Origin of the sequence: Streptomyces sp. CMB-StM0423 (assembly GCF_002847285.1) — a bacterium.
Classification (GTDB): Bacteria; Actinomycetota; Actinomycetes; order Streptomycetales; family Streptomycetaceae; genus Streptomyces.
In genome coordinates this window covers 4,383,917-4,403,119 of the sequence record NZ_CP025407.1, presented here as the reverse complement: position 1 = coordinate 4,403,119, position 19,203 = coordinate 4,383,917, and the positions used below count along the sequence as shown (strand labels likewise).

Annotated in this window: 19 protein-coding genes; 13 read left to right on the top strand and 6 right to left on the bottom strand. The window is 73.6% G+C overall.

The annotated features are described in order from the left end of the window. Positions 1 to 31 precede the first annotated feature (31 nt). From CXR04_RS19220 to CXR04_RS19210, 3 genes are all read left to right on the top strand, one after another. Positions 32 to 400, top strand: a complete 369-nt coding sequence (locus tag CXR04_RS19220) for an ArsR/SmtB family transcription factor (RefSeq protein ID WP_101423603.1) — start codon at positions 32 to 34, stop codon at positions 398 to 400. A gap of 94 nt (positions 401 to 494) precedes the next feature. Then, positions 495 to 1,796: an MFS transporter gene (locus tag CXR04_RS19215; protein WP_101423602.1), complete on the top strand. Its 1,302-nt coding sequence runs from the start codon at positions 495 to 497 to the stop codon at positions 1,794 to 1,796. A gap of 120 nt (positions 1,797 to 1,916) precedes the next feature. Further along, the gene (locus tag CXR04_RS19210; protein WP_101423601.1) at positions 1,917 to 2,720 is read left to right on the top strand and encodes a hypothetical protein; all 804 of its coding nucleotides are present in this window, start codon (positions 1,917 to 1,919) and stop codon (positions 2,718 to 2,720) included. Between the two features lie 30 nt (positions 2,721 to 2,750). On the opposite strand, the gene CXR04_RS19205 is transcribed toward CXR04_RS19210, so the two are convergent. Together CXR04_RS19205 and CXR04_RS19200 are read right to left on the bottom strand one after the other, a co-directional pair. Next, positions 2,751 to 4,073, bottom strand: coding sequence for an FAD-binding oxidoreductase (locus CXR04_RS19205; protein ID WP_101423600.1), 1,323 nt, complete (start codon positions 4,071 to 4,073; stop codon positions 2,751 to 2,753). Positions 4,074 to 4,218: 145 nt separating this feature from the next. Then, positions 4,219 to 4,887, bottom strand: a complete 669-nt coding sequence (locus tag CXR04_RS19200) for a hypothetical protein (protein ID WP_199850488.1) — start codon at positions 4,885 to 4,887, stop codon at positions 4,219 to 4,221. A 212-nt stretch (positions 4,888 to 5,099) separates the two neighbouring features. Between CXR04_RS19200 and CXR04_RS19195 the strand changes: the two genes are divergently transcribed. Then, positions 5,100 to 5,963 (top strand): hypothetical protein, encoded by an 864-nt coding sequence (locus CXR04_RS19195; RefSeq protein ID WP_101423598.1) that lies wholly within the window; start codon positions 5,100 to 5,102, stop codon positions 5,961 to 5,963. Positions 5,964 to 5,987: 24 nt separating this feature from the next. On the opposite strand, the gene CXR04_RS19190 is transcribed toward CXR04_RS19195, so the two are convergent. The 3 genes from CXR04_RS19190 to crcB (CXR04_RS19180) form a co-directional block, all read right to left on the bottom strand. Then, positions 5,988 to 7,154 carry a Cmx/CmrA family chloramphenicol efflux MFS transporter gene (locus CXR04_RS19190; protein ID WP_101423597.1) on the bottom strand — a complete coding sequence of 389 codons (1,167 nt, stop codon included), beginning with the start codon at positions 7,152 to 7,154 and terminating at the stop codon, positions 5,988 to 5,990. A gap of 298 nt (positions 7,155 to 7,452) precedes the next feature. Beyond that, on the bottom strand, positions 7,453 to 7,827 hold the full coding sequence (gene crcB / locus CXR04_RS19185) for a fluoride efflux transporter CrcB (protein ID WP_101423596.1): 375 nt from the start codon (positions 7,825 to 7,827) through the stop codon (positions 7,453 to 7,455). After that, the gene (gene crcB / locus CXR04_RS19180; RefSeq protein WP_101423595.1) at positions 7,824 to 8,375 is read right to left on the bottom strand and encodes a fluoride efflux transporter CrcB; all 552 of its coding nucleotides are present in this window, start codon (positions 8,373 to 8,375) and stop codon (positions 7,824 to 7,826) included. Before crcB (CXR04_RS19180) ends, crcB (CXR04_RS19185) begins: the two co-directional genes overlap by 4 nt. Before the next feature lie 447 nt (positions 8,376 to 8,822). Here crcB (CXR04_RS19180) and kdpF point away from each other — a divergent pair, with 447 nt between their 5' ends. Genes kdpF through kdpC form a run of 4 tightly spaced genes read left to right on the top strand, consistent with a single transcriptional unit; the run spans position 8,823 to position 13,317 of the window. Then, positions 8,823 to 8,912, top strand: a complete 90-nt coding sequence (kdpF, locus tag CXR04_RS19175; protein ID WP_018836529.1) for a K(+)-transporting ATPase subunit F — start codon at positions 8,823 to 8,825, stop codon at positions 8,910 to 8,912. A 9-nt stretch (positions 8,913 to 8,921) separates the two neighbouring features. Further along, positions 8,922 to 10,586: a potassium-transporting ATPase subunit KdpA gene (gene kdpA / locus CXR04_RS19170; protein WP_101423594.1), complete on the top strand. Its 1,665-nt coding sequence runs from the start codon at positions 8,922 to 8,924 to the stop codon at positions 10,584 to 10,586. Then, complete coding sequence (gene kdpB, locus CXR04_RS19165; RefSeq protein WP_101423593.1) at positions 10,583 to 12,691, top strand: potassium-transporting ATPase subunit KdpB; 2,109 nt, start codon at positions 10,583 to 10,585, stop codon at positions 12,689 to 12,691. The genes kdpA and kdpB overlap by 4 nt, the downstream gene beginning before the upstream one ends. A gap of 14 nt (positions 12,692 to 12,705) precedes the next feature. Further along, complete coding sequence (kdpC, locus tag CXR04_RS19160) at positions 12,706 to 13,317, top strand: potassium-transporting ATPase subunit KdpC (protein ID WP_101423592.1); 612 nt, start codon at positions 12,706 to 12,708, stop codon at positions 13,315 to 13,317. A 19-nt stretch (positions 13,318 to 13,336) separates the two neighbouring features. Here kdpC and CXR04_RS19155 read toward each other — a convergent pair whose 3' ends face one another. Continuing rightward, positions 13,337 to 13,720, bottom strand: a complete 384-nt coding sequence (locus CXR04_RS19155; protein WP_101423591.1) for a hypothetical protein — start codon at positions 13,718 to 13,720, stop codon at positions 13,337 to 13,339. Positions 13,721 to 13,894: 174 nt separating this feature from the next. Here CXR04_RS19155 and CXR04_RS19150 point away from each other — a divergent pair, with 174 nt between their 5' ends. From CXR04_RS19150 to CXR04_RS19125, 5 genes are all read left to right on the top strand, one after another. Continuing rightward, complete coding sequence (locus tag CXR04_RS19150) at positions 13,895 to 15,148, top strand: helix-turn-helix domain-containing protein (RefSeq protein WP_101426469.1); 1,254 nt, start codon at positions 13,895 to 13,897, stop codon at positions 15,146 to 15,148. A gap of 39 nt (positions 15,149 to 15,187) precedes the next feature. Beyond that, positions 15,188 to 15,550 (top strand): hypothetical protein, encoded by a 363-nt coding sequence (locus CXR04_RS19145; RefSeq protein ID WP_159072348.1) that lies wholly within the window; start codon positions 15,188 to 15,190, stop codon positions 15,548 to 15,550. Further along, the gene (locus CXR04_RS19140; protein WP_101423589.1) at positions 15,547 to 15,957 is read left to right on the top strand and encodes an ATP-binding protein; all 411 of its coding nucleotides are present in this window, start codon (positions 15,547 to 15,549) and stop codon (positions 15,955 to 15,957) included. The genes CXR04_RS19145 and CXR04_RS19140 overlap by 4 nt, the downstream gene beginning before the upstream one ends. Positions 15,958 to 17,665: 1,708 nt before the next feature. After that, positions 17,666 to 18,424, top strand: a complete 759-nt coding sequence (locus CXR04_RS19130; protein ID WP_101423588.1) for a metallophosphoesterase — start codon at positions 17,666 to 17,668, stop codon at positions 18,422 to 18,424. A gap of 33 nt (positions 18,425 to 18,457) precedes the next feature. After that, entirely contained in the window at positions 18,458 to 19,201 is a 744-nt protein-coding gene (locus CXR04_RS19125; protein WP_101423587.1) for a Clp protease N-terminal domain-containing protein, read from the top strand. The last annotated feature ends 2 nt before the right edge of the window (positions 19,202 to 19,203 follow it).

Here is a 19,203-nt window from a genome sequence, read left to right as displayed (position 1 = left end):
CCCCTGCCTCGTACGGCCATACGATAGGCGCATGCCGGAGCGCCACACCGCCCCCTCGCCCACCCGGGCCGTCCACCGTCACGAGTGGACGCCCGACCGGGAGCAGCTCGAAGCCGCGAGCACGGTCTTCGCGCTGCTCGCCGACGCGACGCGGCTGCACCTGCTGTGGCTGCTCGCCGAGGGCGAGGCCGACGTCACCGAGCTGGCCACCGCCAGCGGCGCCGCCCGGCCGGCCGTCAGCCAGCATCTGGCCAAGCTGCGCCTCGCCAACCTGGTGCACTCCAGGAAGGAAGGCCGCCGCGTCGTGTACTCGCTGCGCGACGGGCATCTGCGCGGCCTCGTCGTCGAGGCCCTCAACCACGCCGACCACCTCATGACCGGCGAGCCCTGGCACTCCTGAGCCGGTAACCGGGCCCCGCGGGAATAACGCCCGGGCCCTCCTCTGCTTATCATGTGCGTATATGCGCACACGAGCACAGGAAGAGGCCAGGGCCATGTTCTCCGTACTCCGCAACCGCACCTACAGACACCTCTTCGCCGCCCAGGTCATCGCCCTCGTCGGCACCGGCCTCGCCACCGTCGCGCTCAGCCTCCTCGCCTACGACCTCGCCGGCGGCAACGCCTCCGCCGTCCTCGGCACCGCCCTGGCCGTCAAGATGGTCGCCTACGTCGGCATCGCCCCCGTCATCGGCGCCCTCGGCGACCGCATCCCGCGCCGCGCCCTGCTGGTCGCCGCCGACCTCGTGCGCGGCGTCGTCGCGCTCGCGCTGCCGTTCGTGACCGAGGTCTGGCAGATCTACGTGCTGATCTTCCTGCTCCAGTCCGCCTCCGCCGCGTTCACCCCGACCTTCCAGGCCACCATCCCCGAGGTGCTCCCCGCCGAGCGCGACTACACCCGCGCGCTGTCGCTGTCGCGGCTCGCGTACGACATGGAGAGCCTGTTCAGCCCCGTGCTCGCGGCCGGGCTGCTGACGCTCATCACGTACGACCGGCTCTTCCTCGGCACCGCCGCCGGCTTCGTCGCCTCCGCCGCGCTCGTCGTCTCCGTGGCGCTGCCGAAGCCCACCCCCCGTGAGACCGGCGGGGAGGGCGGCACGGAGAGCCGCGGGGTGTTCGCCAGGGCCGCGTACGGGATCAGGCTCTTCGGCTCCGCGCCCCGGCTCCGCGCGCTCCTGGCGCTCAACTTCGCCGTCGCGGCGGCCAGTTCGATGGTGATCGTCAACACCGTCGTCCTGGTCCGCGACCACTTCGCCCGCCCGGTCGGCGACGTCTCGCTCGCGCTGGGCGCCTACGGCGCCGGGTCGATGGCCGTCGCGCTGGCGCTCCCCCGGGTGCTGGAGCGGGTCGGCGACCGCGCGGTGATGCTGCCGGCGGCGTTCGTGCCGGCGCCGGTGCTGGCCGTCGTCGGGGCGGGCCTCGGGGCGGGGGTGCGGACCTGGCCGGCGCTGCTCGCCGCGTGGGCCGTGCTCGGGGCCGCGACCTCGGCGATGGTGACGCCGGCGGGGCGGCTGATCCGCGGCGCGGTACCGGGGAAGGCGGACCTGCCGGCGGCGTTCGCGGCGCAGTTCTCGCTGTCCCACGTCGCGTGGCTGGTCACGTACCCGCTGGCCGGCTATCTCGCGGCGCGGGCGGGGACGGGCGTGGCGGCGGGCGTGCTGGCGGCCATCGGGCTCGCGGCGGCGGTGGCGGCGGTGCTGCTGTGGCGGCCGCCGGCGGGCGCGGCGCGTACGGCCGGGCCATATCTGCCGGCCGGCGGCGCGCGGCTCACCCGGGACCGTACGACCACCGCCGCGTAGCGCCCGCGCAAGGCCCCGCGTGACACGCGCCACCGCACGTCGATATACCCCTAGGGGGTATATCTGCTACGCTGATCACCAGACAGACCGCACCGGATACGAAGGGCAAGGACACCCACCATGAACGCCACCCAGCACCACGACGCCGGCCACGGTCACCACGACGCCCACGCCCACCACGCCCACCACGCTCACGGCGCCCCCGCGGGACCCGCCGGGCTGGAGGGCTCCGGGGACGGCTACACGCTCGCGCTGGAGACCGCCGCGGTCCCCGCCGGCGCCGGGACCGAGCTGCGCTTCCGCCTCCTCGGCGCCGACGGCCGCCCGGTCGCCGACCTGACGCCCATCCACGACAAGCTCGTCCACCTGATCGTCGTACGCCGCGACCTCACCCGCTACGTCCACGTCCACCCCGCGGAGGCGGCCGACGGCACCTGGTCCGTCCGCGTCCTTCTCCCCGAGACCGGGGCGTACCGCGTCTTCGCCGACTTCGCCCCCGCCGCGCTCGGCCGCACCCTCACCCTCGGCGCGGACCTGACGGCCGGCGACGGTGCCGGTCCCGCGCGCGAACTCCCCGCGCCCGCCCCGGCCTTCACCGTCGACGGCCGCGAGGTGACGCTCACCGGCGAGCCGGCGGCGGGCGAGGGGCGGCGGCTGGAGTTCGCGGTCGCCCGCGACGGCGAGCCGGTCACCGACCTGCAGCCCTATCTCGCCGCGTACGGCCACCTCGTGGCGCTGCGCCGCGAGGACCTCGCGTACGTCCACGTCCACCCGGACGGCTCCCCCGGCGACGGCACGACCGAACCCGGCCCCGTCGTGGCGTTCCACGCGCAGGTGCCGGGCCCGGGGACGTACCGGCTGTTCCTCGACTTCAAGCACGAGGACGTGGTGCGCACCGCGGAGTTCACCGCGGTCGTGCGGTGACGGCGCTCCTGGAAGCGGTCGGTAACGGGGTCAGTCCCTGCCGACCGGGAAGTTGCTGCGGAACACCCCCTGCGGGTCGCGGGCGCGCTTGACGGCCCGCAGGCGGGCCAGGCTCTCCGGGCCGAAGACGTCCGCCGCGCCCTCGTCGGGGCCCAGGAACGTGTAGGGCTTGCGGCCCGCGACGTACGGGCCGAGGGCCTTGACCAGCGCGTCCCGGCGGGCGGGGATGCCGGCGGCCACCTCGGGGGAGAACGGGACGCCGAAGAGGTACAGCAGGTACGGCTCCGGCAGCGCGCCGTGCGGGGAGTCCGAGGAGCGGGCCAGCGCGCCGCCGACGTGGCGGAGCTGGACGCCGAGCAGCGGCGCGATCGGCTCCGCGAGGAGCGCGTCGATCACGGTGTCGTCGACGGCCGTGAGCATCTCGGCGCGGCCGAGGCCCGGGCTGGGTTCTGTGGGCTCGCCGGTGATGGTGCCCAGCTCGTGGACGGGCAGCACGGCCCGGTTGTCGTCGACCCGGCCCGCGATCGCGTCGAACGGGCGCAGCAGCCCGGGCCCGGCGTCGCCGGCGCCCTCGCCGAGGTACGTGGTGTGGACGGCGACCATCGGGTCGGCGCCGGGGATGTTCAGCAGCCCGGCCCAGACGGTCAGTTCGTCCGGCGCCGCGGCGGTCACCGAGCGGAAGACGTCGAGCACCTCCCGGGCCTGCGCGCCGGGCCACAGCATCTGGCCGCCGTAGAGGGCGGGCGCGGGGTGCAGGCGGAACTCCGTCGCGGTGACGAGCACGTAGTCGCCCCCGCCGCCCCGCAGGGCCCAGAACAGCTCGGGGTCGCTCTCGGCGGTCACCCGGGCGGGCACGCCCTCGGCATCGACGACCTCGAACGCGGTGACCGAGTCGGCCGCCCAGCCGTACGCGCGGCTGAACCAACTGACGCCGCCGCCCAGCGTGTAGCCCGTCACGGAGACGACGGGGGAGCTGCCGGGCAGCCCGGTCAGCCCGTGCCGCGACGCCTCTTCCTGTACGCGCCCCCACTTCACCCCGGCGCCGACCCGCGCGATCCGCGCCCCGGGGTCGACCCGCACCTCGTCCAGCAGCCCGGTGCGCAGCAGAACGGCACCCTCCACGGCCCCCGAGGCGCCGTGCCCCGCGGGCTGCGCGGCGACCGCGACACCGGCCCGCCGCGCGTAGCGGACCAGCGCGGCGACGTCGTCGGCGTCGGCCGCCTCCACGACGCCGGCGGCGGCGGGCTGCGGCACGGCCAGGTTCCACGGCTTGGCGGCCGCCTCGAAGCCGTCGTCGCCGGGCAGGAGCACCCGGCCGCGGACGGCGGAACGGAGTTCGGCGAAGCTGCTCATCTCGGATCCTTACGGAAGTCAGCAACAAACGGTTCGGATTCGAGCATCTCGCGCGGGTCTGACATCGGGGCGCGGGGGGTGCGCGTACGGCCGGGATCTTCCGGGACGAACGAGACGGCGCGGCCGGCCCCCGCCTGCCCGCAGCTCAGGACTGCCCCGGCCGCCAGGCCAGTTGCGCGCGGGCGTACGCGAACGCCGCCTCGGCGTCCAGTTCGCCCGTGTCCACCGGCACCGTCCGCCACGGCGTACGCGCCAGCACCCGGCGGGTCAGCTCCGTCTCCGCCCGCAGGTGGGCCGCCGCCGACTCCAGGTCCCGTACGTGCCGCGTGCCCGGCGAGGAGCCCAGCTTCGCCGCGTACCACTCCGCCCACCCGCCGCCCTCCCGGGCGACCGCCCGGCGCAGGGCCGCTCCGGGGTCGTCGTGCACGTAGACGACCGTGACCTCCGCGGGGGCCACCGCCCGGACCAGGTCCTCGGCCACGCCCGCGATCGTGTCCTCGTCGTGGCCCCAGGCCACGAGCGACGGCACGAACGGCAGCAGCGCGTCCGTCACCAGGACGTCCGTCCCGGCGGCGGCCGCCCCCGCGACGTACGCGCGGACGCACGCGACCAGCGTCTCCGGGCGCACCGCCCCCGTACCGTCCGCGAACTCCTCGGCCACCGGGCGGAACGCCTCCCGCGCGAGGATGTCGGCCTCCTCGAAGTGGTCGACCACCGCCCCGTCTTCGCGGAGCGCGGCGGCGAGGGCGCGGCAGAGGGTGGACTTGCCGACCCCGGGGCTGTTCCCGATCACGGACACGAGCTGAATGGTCATCGCGGCAGTCTCGCAGCCGCCGCCGGGCCCCGGAGGGGTGGGTGCGATGTCCGGAGGCGCGGTGGTCTGTACCAGCTCCTGCAGTGTGAGATAGGTCTCACCGCCGCACTCCTTATGGGGATTCTTCGTGCTCCGAGGGATTCCGGCGCTGGCACATTGTTCCGGCGTCGGAGCACCCCTCGCCCCCACGCGACGGAAGGGACACCAGGACAGTGACGACGATCTACTGCCCGCGGTGCGACAGCCGGCACGACCCGGCCGGAGCGCCGTGGTGCGCGCAGCCGCACAACGTGCCCGCGGTCCCCGAGATCTACGGGACCCTCGGCACCCCGGCGCTGCAGCTTCCCGCGGCGGAGTCGGGCGGACCCGCGCCCGGGGACCTGGAGCTGTTCGAGGACCACGGCCGGACGGCGCCCCTGCCCGCGGTGGCGGAAGCCGCGCACGGCGGCGAGGGCGTGGGGGCGGAACTCGTGCCCGTACGGCCGCGGGCGCGGCACCGGCGCTACAAGCGGCGCAGCCGGCGGCTGGCCGGTCTCGCGGCGGCCGGGATGACCGTGCTCTCCGGCGGGCTGCTCGCCGCGAACGCCATGGGCGGCGGCGGAGGGGCCCGTACGGACGAGGCCGTGGCGCGGGCCGACACCCCCGTGCAGCCGCTCCCGTCCGAGGAGCCCGGCAACGACGATGGCGCCACCCCGGACGGCGACCGCCCCTCGGGCGCGGCGAAGCCGGACGGCGCGGAGCCCGCGGAACCGCGGACCGGGCCGACGAAGGCCGCCCGCGACGCGGACCGGCCCGCGAAGAGCCCGGCACCGACGAAGGACAGCCCGGAGCCGACGGCCACCACCCCGGCGGAGGGCCGCGTCACGGCGCCGGACACCGCGGAACCCGAGTCGTCGTCGCCGTCCACCGGCACCCCGACGCCCACGCCGAGCAACGAGGGCGACACCGGCACCGGCGGCGACAACGGCGGCTCGAACGGCTCCGGCGACTCCGGCGACTCCGGTGGCGGCTCGACCGAGGACCCCGACCGCGGCGGCCTCGAACTCGACCTCCCCCTCCTCAACGGCCTCCTCTGACGCCACCCGGCACGCCCACCGCGCTCACGCGCCGTTCCGCGCCCCCGCGACCACCCCGCGGAACGGCGCCGCGACGAGCAGCGCCGCCAGGACCAGCACGCCGCTCGCCCACAGCGGCCCGCGGTTCCCCGCGGCGCCGATCGCCCCCGCGGCGACGAGCGGCCCTGCCACGGCGCCGACGTTCAGCGCCGCCGTCGCGTACGCCCCGGCCATCGTGGGTGCGCCGGCGGCCTCGTACAGCACCCGCGTGATCAGCGTGCTGCCCACCGCGAACGACAGCGCCCCCAGCACGCACACGAGCCCGAGCAGCGCGACCGGATACCCGGCCAGCAGCCCCAGCAGCGGCCAGCCGGCCAGCAGCAGCGGCCCTCCGGCCGCGACGACCGCACCCGGGCGCACGTCCGCGAGCCGCCCCGCGAAGGTGACGCCGGCGAACGACCCCGCCCCGAAGAGCACCAGCGCCACCGAGATCCACGGCTTGGCCAGCCCCGCGGTGTCGGTCACCAGCGGCGCCAGGAAGGTGAAGCTGCCGAACGTGGCCGCGTTCACCAGCGCGCCGAGCAGCATGACGAGGATCAGCCGCGGGCTCCTGAGCCGCGCGATCTCCGACCGCAGCGCGGGCTCGCCGGCCCCGCCCGGCCGCGCCCGGCCTCCGGGGATCCCCGCGAGGATGCCGAGGGCCGCGGGCAGGCACAGCGCGGCGACCGCCCAGAACGTGGCCCGCCAGCCGAACGCCGCGCCCAGCAGCGACCCGCCCGGCACCCCGGCGATCGTCGCCACCGTCGTACCGGACAGCAGGACGGCCAGCGCCCGCCCCTTCCGGTCGGGCGGCACGAGCCCGGCGGCGGTGGTCAGCGCGACGGCGAGGAAGCCCGCGTTCGCCAGCGCGGCGACGACGCGGGTGGCGAACAGCACCGCGAAGCTGCCGGTGACGGCGCCCACGACGTGCGCCGCCGCGAACACGACGACGAACGCGAGGAGCGTGCTCCGCCCCGGCCAGTTGCGGGCGAGCGCGGCCACGAGCGGGGCGCCGACGACCATGCCGATCGCGAACGCGGAGGTGAGGGTGCCCGCCGTGCCGACGGAGACGCCGACGTCGGCGGCGATGTCCGGCAGCAGTCCTGCGAGCATGAACTCGGACGTGCCCATGGCGCAGACGACCAGGGCGAGCAGATAGAGCGGGAAGGGCATCGAGAGGCTCCGAGACGAGGAGAGGAAGAACGGGAAGGCGTCTCGGTCACCGCGGGGTCAGCGCCCGGAAGGCGCGCCCGTCCGGCCGCGCTGGGCGGCGCGGCGGCGGGGCTGCGGACTCAGTGGTTCAGGGGGCTGACGGCGTGACCGAAAGCCCCCGCCCTGTCCGACTCGGGGCTCGACATGACGCGCACGCTACCCGAGCGGCGGCCGGGGAAGCACGCCGGTTTTCCGGTACGCACCGTCCGTACGGCCCGCACCGTCCGCACCGCCCGTACGGCCGCCGAGAGGCCGCCCCTCACCCCCACACCGCCTCCCCCGCCACCGCGCCCAGGAACGCCCCGCCGAGCCCCACCGCCAGGCTCGCGCCCACGTACGCCGCCGCGTACCGCCCCTTGCCCTTCTCGGCGAGCCGCAGCACCTCGTACGAGAACGTCGAGTACGTCGTCAGCGCCCCGCACAGCCCCGTGCCCAGCAGCAGCCGCACCGACTCCGGGGCGGCACCGGCCAAGGTCGCGCCCGCGAGGGTGCCGAGGATCAGGCAGCCGGCGACGTTGACGGCCAGCGTGCCCCACGGGAACGGCGAGCCGTGCCGCAACTGCACCGCCCGGTCCGTGACGTACCGCAGCGGCGCCCCGGCCATCCCCCCGGCGACCACGAGCAGCCAGTTCACGCGTCCCCCTTCCCCGCGGACGCCCGCGAGCCGCCCGCGCCGGACGGGGAACGCCCCACCGCCCGCCGCGTCACGGCCTGCGCCGCCCACACCGCCGCCAGCGCGGTGACCGGCGTCAGCACCAGGTACGCCACCCCCGCCGCCGCCCGGTCCTCCTCCGCCACCAGCCGCTGCACGTCCACCGCGTACGTCGAGAAGGTCGTGAACCCGCCGAGCACCCCCGCGCCCAGGAACGGCCGCACCAGCCGGTGCGCCGTCCGCGCCTCCGTGATCAGCACCATCAGCACGCCGATGGCCGCGCACCCGACGACGTTCACCAGCAGCGTCGTCCACGGGAAGGCTGCCGGCCCGGTGGGCCACAGCAGCCCGGCCCCGTACCGCGCCGCGGACCCCAGGCCGCCGCCCAGCGCCACCATCGCCACCGGCGCGCCCTGACCGCGCCAGCGGTGCTCGGGCGGCGCGGGCAGCGCCACCTCGACATCGGGGTCGATCGGCTCGGCCCGGTACCCCCGGCGGGCGTCTTCGCCGGGCCGCGGGGCCTCCGTCATGTGCGCACCTCACCCACTCGCCGCGGCGCGCGGCAGCGCGCGCCTTCCGTCGCAAGCAGGGACCGTTGGCGGCGTCCGGCGCCGCGGTTCGGGTACGGCGGGCCCCACCGCCGCGGGACGGCCCGGCCGGCGCACCGGCGGCCGTCTCCGCACCCCAGGCTACGCTCCCGCACCCCCCGCGGGCCGCCCACGCCCCGCCCGGGAGGCGGCGCCGGCAACCGACGCCCGCACCGCCCCCCACCTGCGTATGAATCCCGTCAACGCCGCCCCCCGCCTCGTCAGGGGACCGTCAACGCCTGTCACATCCGCCCCGCCGCGGGGTTTCTCTGGACATGTCCGTTCGATTCGATTCCGTCTAGGAGCACCGATGGCCGACGTGGCCTTCGTCGTCACCACGCTCGCGGTCTTCGCGCTCGTGGCGCTCATCGCCCGAGGGGTGGCCAAGCTGTGACCGCCGACAACGTGGTGGGTCTCATCGTGGCCGTCGCCCTGCTGGGCTACCTGGTCCTCGCCCTCGTCTTCCCCGAGAGGTTCTGAGGTCCCGGCATGAGCCCGATACTCGCTGACGTGCTCCAGGTGTCGGCGCTGGTCGTCGCCCTCGCGCTCGTCCACCGCCCCCTCGGCGACTACATGGCCGGGGTCTACGGCGGCAAGAAGCACAGCCGCGTGGAGCGCTCGATCTACCGCGCCATCGGCGCCGACCCCGACGCCGAGATGCGCTGGCCCGCGTACCTGCGTGCCGTGCTCGCGTTCTCCCTGGCCGGCGTGCTCTTCCTCTACCTGCTCCAGCGGGTCCAGGACAAGCTGCCGCTCTCCCTCGGCTTCGCCGCGATCAGCCCCGACCAGGCGTTCAACACCGCCGCGTCGTTCGTCGCGAACACCAACTGGCAGTCCTATTCGGGCGAGTCCGCTATGGGCCACCTCACCCAGACCGGCGGCCTGGCCGTGCAGAACTTCGTCTCGGCCGCCGTCGGGATGGCCGTGGCGGTCGCGCTCATCCGCGGCTTCGCCCGCTCCCGCACCGGCGAGCTGGGCAACTTCTGGGCGGACCTGGTGCGCGGCACGCTGCGGATCCTGCTGCCGATGGCCGCCGTCGCGGCCGTGCTGCTCGTCGCGTGCGGCGCGATCCAGAACTTCTCCGGCACCGAGTCCGTGACCACCGTGACCGGGCAGAGCCAGCACCTCACCGGCGGCGCCGTCGCGTCCCAGGAGGCCATCAAGGAGCTGGGCACCAACGGCGGCGGCTTCTACAACGCCAACTCCGCCCACCCCTTCGAGAACCCCAACGGCATCTCCAACCTCCTGGAGATCTTCCTCCTCACCGTCATCCCGTTCGCCATGCCGCGCACCTTCGGCAGGATGGTCGGCAGCGTCCGGCAGGGCTACGCCGTCGTGGCCGCGATGGCCGGCATCTGGCTGGCCGGCGTGGTCACCGTGACGGTGCTGGAGGCCGCGCACCCGGGCACCGCCGCGCAGTTGGCGGGCGGCGCGATGGAGGGCAAGGAGCAGCGGTTCGGCGAGGGTGCCTCGTCGCTCTTCGCGGTCTCCACGACGATGACGTCGACGGGCGCGGTCAACGCCTTCCACGACTCGTTCAGCGGACTCTCCGGCGGCGTGCTGCTGTTCGGCATGATGATCGGCGAGATCGCGCCCGGCGGGGTCGGCTCCGGACTGTACGGAATGCTGGTGATGGCGATCGTCGCGGTCTTCATCGCCGGGCTCATGGTGGGCCGTACGCCCGAGTACCTCGGCAAGAGGATCGGGCCCCGCGAGATGAAGCTCGCGGCCTGCTACATCCTCGTCACCCCCGCGCTGGTGCTGACCGGCACGGCGCTGGCGATGGGCACCGGCAACGGCGAGTCGTCGATGACGAACACCGGGCCGCACGGCTTCTCCGAGGTCCTCTACGCCTACACCTCCGCCTCCAACAACAACGGCAGCGCCTTCGCGGGCTTCTCGGCGAACACCGAGTTCCACAACACCGCGCTCGGCCTGTGCATGCTGCTCGGCCGGTTCCTGCCGATGGTGTTCGTGCTGGCGCTGGCCGGATCGCTCGCCGGGCAGCGGCCCGTGCCGGCCACCGCCGGGACGCTGCGCACCGACAAGCCGCTGTTCACCGGCGTGCTGGTGGCCTGCATCGCCATCGTCGCCGGGCTCACCTTCTTCCCGTCGCTCGCGCTCGGGCCGCTCGCCGAAGGACTAGCCGCATGAGCATCCAGACCCGGACACCCGCCCCCGCGCCGCGCACCGACGCGGATCCCGTACGGCACGAACCCGGACCCCGGGTCGGCGGCGGGCTGTTCGACCCCCGGCAGTTGCTCCGGTCCGTACCCGCCGCGCTGCGCAAGCTCGACCCGCGGGCGCTGGTGAAGTCGCCGGTGATGTTCGTGGTCGAGGTCGGCTCGGTGCTGACCACGGTCCTCGCGGTCACCGACCCGGGCGACTGGTTCGGCTGGGTCATCGCCGGCTGGCTCTGGCTCACCGTGATCTTCGCCAACCTGGCGGAGGCCGTCGCCGAGGGCCGCGGCAAGGCGCAGGCCGACACGCTGCGCAAGGCCAAGACGGACACCGTCGCCCGCCGCCGTACCGCCGCGGGTGAGGAACGGGTTCCCGGCACCGACCTGCGCGTCGGCGACCTCGTCGTCTGCGAGGCCGGCGACGTCATACCCGGCGACGGCGACGTCGTCGAAGGCGTCGCCTCCGTCGACGAGTCCGCCATCACCGGCGAATCGGCGCCGGTGATCCGGGAGTCGGGCGGCGACCGCTCGGCGGTCACCGGCGGCACGAAGGTGCTCTCGGACCGCATCGTCGTACGGATCACCGCCAAGCCCGGCGAGACGTTCATCGACCGCATGATCGCGCTGGTCGAGGGCGCGGCCCGGCAGAAGACGCCGAACGAGATCGCGCTGAACATCCTGCTCTCGTCGCTCACGGTCGTCTTCCTGCTGGCCGTCGTCACGCTCCAGCCCTTCGCGGTCTACGCGGGCGCGGAGCAGTCCCTCATCGTGCTCGCCGCGCTGCTCGTCTGCCTGATCCCCACCACCATCGGCGCGCTGCTGTCCGCCATCGGCATCGCGGGCATGGACCGGCTCGTCCAGCGCAACGTGCTGGCGATGTCCGGCCGGGCCGTCGAGGCCGCGGGCGACGTGTCCACGCTGCTGCTGGACAAGACCGGCACCATCACGCTCGGCAACCGGCAGGCGCACGAGTTCCTGCCCGTCCCCGGCGCGGAGGAGGCGGAACTCGCCGACGCCGCACAGTTGTCGTCGCTCGCCGACGAGACGCCGGAGGGCCGCTCGATCGTCGTGCTCGCCAAGTCGCGCTACGGGCTGCGCGAGCGCGAACCCGGCGCGCTGGCGCACGCCGACTGGGTGCCGTTCACCGCGCAGACCCGGATGTCGGGCGTCGACGTCGACGGGCGGCAGATCCGCAAGGGAGCGGCGGGTGCGGTCGCGGCGTGGGTACGGGAACGGGGCGGCGACGTCCCCGACGCCGTACGGGACATGGCCGACACCGTCGCCGAGTCCGGCGGCACCCCGCTGCTCGTCGCCGTCGCCGACGACCGCGGCGGCGCGCGGGTCCTCGGCGTCGTCCACCTCAAGGACGTCGTCAAGGAGGGCATGCGCGAACGCTTCGCCGAACTGCGCCGCATGGGCATCAGGACCGTCATGATCACCGGCGACAACGCCAAGACGGCGAAGGCCATCGCCGCCGAGGCCGGCGTCGACGACTTCCTCGCCGAGGCCACGCCCGAGGACAAGATGGCCCTCATCAAGCGCGAACAGGCGGGCGGCAAGCTCGTCGCCATGACCGGCGACGGCACGAACGACGCCCCCGCGCTGGCCCAGGCGGACGTCGGCGTCGCCATGAACACCGGCACCTCCGCCGCCAAGGAGGCCGGGAACATGGTCGACCTGGACTCCAACCCGACCAAGCTCATCGAGATCGTGGAGATCGGAAAGCAGCTCCTCATCACCCGGGGCGCGCTCACGACCTTCTCGATCGCCAACGACGTCGCGAAGTACTTCGCGATCATCCCGGCGATGTTCGCCGCCGCCTACCCGAGCCTGGACAAGCTCAACCTCATGCAGTTGTCCTCGCCGGAGTCGGCGATCCTCTCCGCGGTCGTCTTCAACGCGCTGATCATCGTCGCGCTGGTCCCGCTGGCCCTGCGCGGCGTGCGCTACCGCCCGATGAGCGCCGACCGCATGCTCCGGCGCAACATCGGGGTCTACGGCTTCGGCGGCCTGGTGGCCCCGTTCATCGGCATCAAGCTGATCGACCTCGTCGTCTCGCTCATCCCCGGCATCGGCTGACGGAGGCCGACCACATGAACACTTCCGCACGCTCCACCGCCCGCCTGCTCTTCAGCGCGCTGCGCGCGCTGCTGGTCCTGACCGTGGTCACCGGCGTGATCTACCCCTTGGTGATCACGGGGATCGCGCAGGGCGCGTTCGCCGGCAAGGCGAACGGCTCGAAAGTCGAACACGAGGGCCGGGAGGCGGGCTCGAAGCTGATAGGCCAGAGCTGGAACCTCCAGGGCACGGACACACCCGACCCCCGCTGGTTCCAGCCCCGCCCCTCGAACAGCGCCTACGACCCCCTGGCCACGGGCCCGTCGAACCTGGGCGCGTCGGACGCGACGCTGGTGAAGACGGTGAAGGAGGCGAAGCAGCAGGTGGCGTCGTTCAACGACGTCCCCGTGTCGGCAGTCCCGAAGGACGCGGTCACGGGCTCGGGCTCGGCGATAGACCCGCACATCTCCCCGGAGTACGCGGAGATCCAGGTGGACAGGGTGGCGAAGGAGAACGGCCTGGGGACGGCCCAGGTGGAGAACCTGGTGGACACCCACAAGGAGGGCCGGGACCTGGGCTTCCTGGGCAACGAAAAGGTCAACGTCCTGGAACTGAACCTGGCCCTGTCCCGCCTGGCGGACAACTGACGGCGACCGGCCCCGCCCGTCAGTGGACGCCGAGCATTCCGGGGGAGTCGATGTCGACGGTGACGACGCCCGGCGGGTAGTGCCCCTCGCCCTCGGTCAGCAGGATCGGCATGCCGGTGAACTCGGCGCGGGGCAGCGCGCAGTACAGGGCGTGGCAGGTGTCGGAGGCGCCGTAGCCGTCCCGGATCATGGTGCCGACGGAGGCGGCGGCCATGGTGTCGAGGGGGTCGACGACGACCGAGGAGAACGCCAGCACCCGGCGGTGCAGGCGCTCCTCGTCGGCCTCGGCCCGCAGCAGGCACAGCGCGGGGATCCGTAGCTGGTCGCCGGGGGTGTTCGCCATGTTGCCCGCGGGCTTCGACCAACTGCCAGCCGCCCGGCGCGAGCATCGCCCCGTAGACATCGCCGGACGCCTCGATCGCGCGCGCCGCACAGGGGGTGCGTTTGCCCGTGCGCCTCGTGCCGGTCGGCGGCCTGTGGCGGCGATTCGTGCGTCACGCCCTGGCGCTGCTCAGGCTGTCGCCCCAGGGTGGGACGGGTACCGTGCTGAGTATCAGAGGTGAGGACGGAGTTCGTCATGCCATACCCACTGGAGGAGCAAGAAGCGATCGGGCGACGGATCAAGCGCCTGCGTCTTCGTCTCGGGATGGCGCAGGCCGACTTGGCGGTGGCGGTCGGGAAGACGCAGGGGTGGCTCTCCCGGGTGGAGAACGGCCGGCTGGAGCTGGACCGGGCAGGGTTGATCAATCAGATCGCTGCCGCGCTGCACTGCCACCCGAACGATCTGCTGGAGCGGCCGTACACCAGTGACGTCCAGGAGAACCTGTGGCAGGTGGCGGCTGCGTCCATCATGCGTGAGCTGCGCCGCTTTGATCTGGCACCGACGTTTGCCGGCATTCCACGCCCAAGCAGTCAGCTTTGGGCGGACGTGAAACGAATCCACCGACTGCGGGACGCTGCCGCGAACACGGCGATCCTGCGGGAGATGCCTGACGTCCTTCGGGAGGCGCGTGCTCTGGCCGAAGTCTCCACGGGCCACGAGCGCGAGGAAGCGTTCGCCGTCTACACCGTGTGCTGCAAGGCGACGCATACGGCGGCTCATGCTCTCGGCCACCCCGAACTGATCGCCCTGGCGTGCGAGCGCGCAATGTGGTCAGCGCGGCTGTCCGGCGACCCGCTGATGCCCGCGGTGGCGGACTACATGCGAATGTGGGACATGTGGGCGACCGCCGACTGGACCGACGCCATGGTTCTTGCCAACCGGGCACTCGCCTCCGTGGAGGAGTACGCCGGGCAGGATGACCAGTTGGCTCTGCGCATGCGGGGGATCCTGCACCTGCGTGCGGCGGTCTCGGCGGCGCGCGGTGGCGATGTGGAGGAGTCCAAAGCGCGCATCGCCAACGCCGCTGAGACGGCAGACCGGATCGGCCGTTACGCCGGGCCTCCGGTCTTCGATCGGCAGTCCGTCACCTTCAGCGCCGGGAACGTCACGATTCACGGCATCGCGACCGCTCTGGAGGCCGGAGACCACGTGCGGTCGCTAGAGCTGAACGACGCGGCGGACGCGGCGGAGATCGACGCACTCCCCCACTCGCGCCGGGGCAACCACCACATGGATATGGCCAAGGCGTACTTGTGGAACGGCGACCGGCACACGGCGCTGGAGGAGCTGCGCAAGGCGGAGGACCTGGCGCCGCAACTCGTACGCAACCACCCGATCGCGCGTGCGACCCTCCGCCGGATCGTCTACGCGGAACGCGCCTCCACACGTGAGCAGTTGAGGGGGATGTCGAACCGGTTTCACCTGGATGACCAGGGCTTATTCCGCTGATTCATAGTGATGGGTAATTGACTGCCTACCGTCTGTTGCATGGCGGCACGGAGACGAACACCGCAGGACTTCGCCCGGCGCCGGGCGCTGGCAGACATGGCTGCCGGATGGACGCCCCGGCGCGGAGATGCCGTGTGGGACACGGCCAAGCGCCGTGCCGGTGTCGTGATCGCCATACCGGAGGACACCGGCACGCACGTCTACCACGTATGCCCGCCGAACGGCGGCGAGGCGTGGGTGGCGCGCCTGGATGACCTTCAGCCGCACGAGGACGACGCTCCCGACGGCATGACGCTGAACGAATCCGTCATGCCTCCGCCGGGGTTGATTCCCCACCCCTGGCCCACCGAGCAGCGCAGCGGCCATAGCCCGGCTCCACCCGGAACGGGGTTCGCACCATGACCGCCTACGCGCGCGGGTTCATCAGAAGTGCCGGCTCCATCGGTAAAGCGCGCGACTTTGTTGCGGGCATCGTCGGCACAGCCGACCGCGCCGACGACATTCGCCTGTGTGTTTCCGAGCTGGCCACCAACGCCCTGCTGCACGGCACCCCGCGGGGGCGCCAGTTTCGTGTGCATGTTGCCGTCGGCGAGGGCGTCGTACGTATCGAGGTGCACGACGCGAGCGACGCGCTGCCGCGTCTCCTTACGCCCGCGGAAACCGACGACCGCGGTCGCGGGCTGCAATTGGTCGACGCCCTCGCCGACGACTGGGGCACCTCCGGCCGCCTGGGCATCGGCAAAGTCGTCTGGACAGTGTTCAAGATCCCCTGTGGGACGCTCTCTTCGGCCGACACAGACACGGAGTGAAGGAAGGCACGGCGTGAAGACACCCGGTCACGTCGGTGCCGATCCGGTCGACCGCGTCCTGCACTCACCCGACGCCGAGTCCGCGGGATCTGCCACCAGACCGGCGACCTCTTCCCGCTCAACCCGGTACGGCACATCCCGTCGTGTCCGTCGAGGTCGACGCGCAGGCCGGAAGGAACCTCGCGGCTGCCGGACCCGCACCGCATCTCTTCGTCGGCGACGGCGCCGACGGCTGCCCGGCGCGGGCGCCGGGGTCGGGTCTTGGCGGACGTGAGGGCTTGTCGGGGTCGGGGGGTCCGGGTTGGGGTGGGCCGGTGTCGCGTGGGAGCGGTCCGTACGGGGGTTTTGGAGCATTGGCCCCCCGGCGGCCGGAGCCCGGCCACGTCCCCGAAGGAACCGGCCCCGGCCGCAGCGGCGATCACACGTGACAGCCCGCGCCCGCCAGTGCCCGGAACCCGCGTTGCCCGGGGAAGCCAGGCCCAACGCCCGCCGCACGACGTGCCTCCGCCCCGCGATCCCCCGCCGGGGACCCTGTCCGTACCGCCGGAGCGGAGAAACTGGGCCGTAACTCGCGGTAACCCCCTGGATCCGGGCCGAATCAGCCCTCAGGCGCCGACTTTCGCCCGCCCAGACGCGCCAGCCCCCGCCTGAGCCACCCCGATTGAACGCAAGCGCACCAAACTCGCGACATCCGGCGGGCGAAACCCGTACAAATCACCCCCTGAGTCTGACTTTCGCCCAGGCGCGTGCACTTGCGTTCCTGTGGACGTAAGGACGCTCCGAATAGAAGGGATCGGGCGAAACTCGCTGCAACCCTCCCAGCAAGCTGGGGCAAATCGCCCCCGCGGGCAGACTTTCGCCCACCGACACGCACGCAGCCGCTCCGAGGCCCTGCAACCGCCGTCCCGGGCGCCCGAGGGGAGGGATTGAGTCGTAACCCGGGGCAACGCCCCCGGATCCGGGCCGGATCCGGCCCCGGAGCCGGAGTTTCGCCCCGCGGTACGCACGCGCTGCGCTGTCGACGCCGCACAGCGCCGGGGTCGGGTGGACGTGCGTGGTGCGGCGGGGAGTTGGGCGTTGCTTCCCCGGGCAACGCGGGTTCCGGGCACTGGCGGGCGCGGGCTGTCACGTGTGATCGCCGCTGCGGCCGGGGCCGGTTCCTTCGGGGACGTGGCCGGGCTCCGGCCGCCGGGGGGCCAATGCTCCAAAACCCACGTCGGGCCGTTCACCCTCCACGCCGCCCACCCCGACGCCCGCTTTCCCCACGACGCCGGCCAGTCCGGCGACCAGGGCCGTGCATCCACCGCGCCGCCGCCCCCGGCTCCGAGAGCACCCCGCCCCCGCCCCACCACGCACCGGGCCCCCACCCCGCCCCCGCGAGCACCCCCGTACGCGGGGCACCCCCGTATGCGGGGCACCCCCGCACCGGGCCTCCGCCCCCGCGCCGGCACCACCCGCAACCGGTCCGGCCCCGCACGGGTCTTCGCCCCCCGGCCGACCGGGGTCGCCCGTGATCGGTCCGGCCCCGCACCAGTCCTCGCCCCCGCCCACCGGGCCCACCCACAACCGGTCCGGCCCCGCACCGGCCTTCGCCGCCCGGCCCGCTGCCGGGCCACCGGCGTGGAAGTGGCCGTTCACCGCCGCCCGGGGCGGGTCGTAGCGTCGGTGGGGCGGGACGCCGGGCGGCGTGCCGGGGAGGGAATGCACCATGGCCGTGATTGCGCATTTCAGTGACGTTCACATCGACGACGAGCGCAGTGTCCGGCGAACCCGTGCCGTCGCCGGGTACCTGGAGGAGCTGCCGTACGACCTGGATCTCGTCCTCGTCACCGGGGACATCGCCGACCACGGCACCCCCGACGAGTACGCGACCGCCCGCAAGCTGCTCGCGTCGCGGCATCCCGTGCTGGTCCTTCCCGGGAACCACGACGACCGGGCCGCCTTCCGCAGCGGGCTGCTCGGGGAGGCGGAGTCCGCGACCCCCGTCGATCAGGTGTACCGCGGGCCGGGGTTCACGGTGCTCGCGTGTGACTCGTCGGTGCCGGGGAAGCCCGAGGGGTGGCTCGGGGACGAGACGCTGGCGTGGCTGGAGGAGGAGTTGGGGCGGGTGCCGGAGGGGGAGCCGGTGCTGGTCGCGTTCCACCATCCGCCCGTCGAGCTGCATGTGCCGTACGTCGACGAGATCCGGCAGTTCGGGGCTCAGCGCCTTGCCGAGCTGGCCGGGCGGCACGGGCAGGTGGCCGCCTTCCTCGCCGGGCACGCCCACACCTCCGCCGCCACCACCTTCGCCGGCCGCCCGCTGCTCGTCGCCGGCGGTGTCGTCAACACCGTCCGGCTGCCCTGGGAGCGGCGCGCGCACGCCGATCAGCACGTCCACCTCGACCAGCCGCCCGCCGTGGCGTTCCACGTCCTGGACGCGGACGGCCGGCTGACCACCCACTTCCGTACGGTGTCAACCGAAGGTTGACACACGCGGGGGTGTCAACCTACGGTTGTCAGCATGACGGAACCCGACCGCTCCACGCATCCCGTACGCCTCGACGACCTCATCGAGGCCATCAAGAAGGTCCACCCCGACGTCCTCGACCAGCTCACCGGAGCCGTCGTCGCCGCCGACCACCTCGGCGACGTCGCGGACCACCTCATCGGCCACTTCGTGGACCAGGCGCGGCGTTCCGGCGCGTCCTGGACCGACATCGGCAAGAGCATGGGCGTCACCCGGCAGGCCGCCCAGAAGCGGTTCGTGACCAAGGGCTCGGACGAGGGCCTCACGCTCGACCCGAGCGAGGGCTTCGCCCGGTTCACCCCCCGCGCCAAGAACGTGGTGATGGCGTCCCAGAGCGAGGCCCGCGCCGCGGGCAACACCGAGATCGGCCCGGCCCACCTCGTCCTCGGGCTGCTCGCCGAGCCCGACGCCGTCGGCGGGGCGGCGATCAAGGCGCAGGACATCCTCCTCGACACCGTGCGCCAGGAGGCCACCGCGGCGCTGCCGCCGGCTGCGGAGGGCACGGTGCCGGAGCTGATCCCGTACAACGCGGAGGGGAAGAAGGCCCTGGAGCTGACCTTCCGCGAGGCGCTGCGGCTCGGCCACAACTACATCGGTACGGAGCACATCCTGCTGGCGCTGCTGGAGCAGGAGAACGGCGACGGCGTGCTCTCCCGGCTCGGCCTCGACCGCGCGGCGGCGGAGGCCCACATCGCCGCGGCGCTGGCACCGCTGCAGCAGGGCGGCGGCAGCGCGTAGCC

Bases quoted from the DNA above. Each gene is read 5' to 3' on its own strand.
- crcB (WP_101423595.1), bottom strand. From the start codon at position 8,375: ATGACGGAGGCCCCGCGGCCCGGCGAAGACGCCCGCCGGGGGTACCGG.
- CXR04_RS19210 (WP_101423601.1), top strand. From the start codon at position 1,917: ATGAACGCCACCCAGCACCACGACGCCGGCCACGGTCACCACGACGCC.
- kdpB (WP_101423593.1), top strand. From the start codon at position 10,583: ATGAGCATCCAGACCCGGACACCCGCCCCCGCGCCGCGCACCGACGCG.
- kdpC (WP_101423592.1), top strand. From the start codon at position 12,706: ATGAACACTTCCGCACGCTCCACCGCCCGCCTGCTCTTCAGCGCGCTG.
- CXR04_RS19220 (WP_101423603.1), top strand. From the start codon at position 32: ATGCCGGAGCGCCACACCGCCCCCTCGCCCACCCGGGCCGTCCACCGT.
- CXR04_RS19125 (WP_101423587.1), top strand. From the start codon at position 18,458: ATGACGGAACCCGACCGCTCCACGCATCCCGTACGCCTCGACGACCTC.
- CXR04_RS19145 (WP_159072348.1), top strand. From the start codon at position 15,188: ATGGCGGCACGGAGACGAACACCGCAGGACTTCGCCCGGCGCCGGGCG.
- kdpA (WP_101423594.1), top strand. From the start codon at position 8,922: ATGAGCCCGATACTCGCTGACGTGCTCCAGGTGTCGGCGCTGGTCGTC.
- CXR04_RS19190 (WP_101423597.1), bottom strand. From the start codon at position 7,154: ATGCCCTTCCCGCTCTATCTGCTCGCCCTGGTCGTCTGCGCCATGGGC.
- CXR04_RS19215 (WP_101423602.1), top strand. From the start codon at position 495: ATGTTCTCCGTACTCCGCAACCGCACCTACAGACACCTCTTCGCCGCC.
- CXR04_RS19205 (WP_101423600.1), bottom strand. From the start codon at position 4,073: ATGAGCAGCTTCGCCGAACTCCGTTCCGCCGTCCGCGGCCGGGTGCTC.
- CXR04_RS19130 (WP_101423588.1), top strand. From the start codon at position 17,666: ATGGCCGTGATTGCGCATTTCAGTGACGTTCACATCGACGACGAGCGC.
- CXR04_RS19200 (WP_199850488.1), bottom strand. From the start codon at position 4,887: ATGACCATTCAGCTCGTGTCCGTGATCGGGAACAGCCCCGGGGTCGGC.
- CXR04_RS19150 (WP_101426469.1), top strand. From the start codon at position 13,895: ATGCCATACCCACTGGAGGAGCAAGAAGCGATCGGGCGACGGATCAAG.
- CXR04_RS19140 (WP_101423589.1), top strand. From the start codon at position 15,547: ATGACCGCCTACGCGCGCGGGTTCATCAGAAGTGCCGGCTCCATCGGT.
- CXR04_RS19155 (WP_101423591.1), bottom strand. From the start codon at position 13,720: ATGTCTACGGGGCGATGCTCGCGCCGGGCGGCTGGCAGTTGGTCGAAG.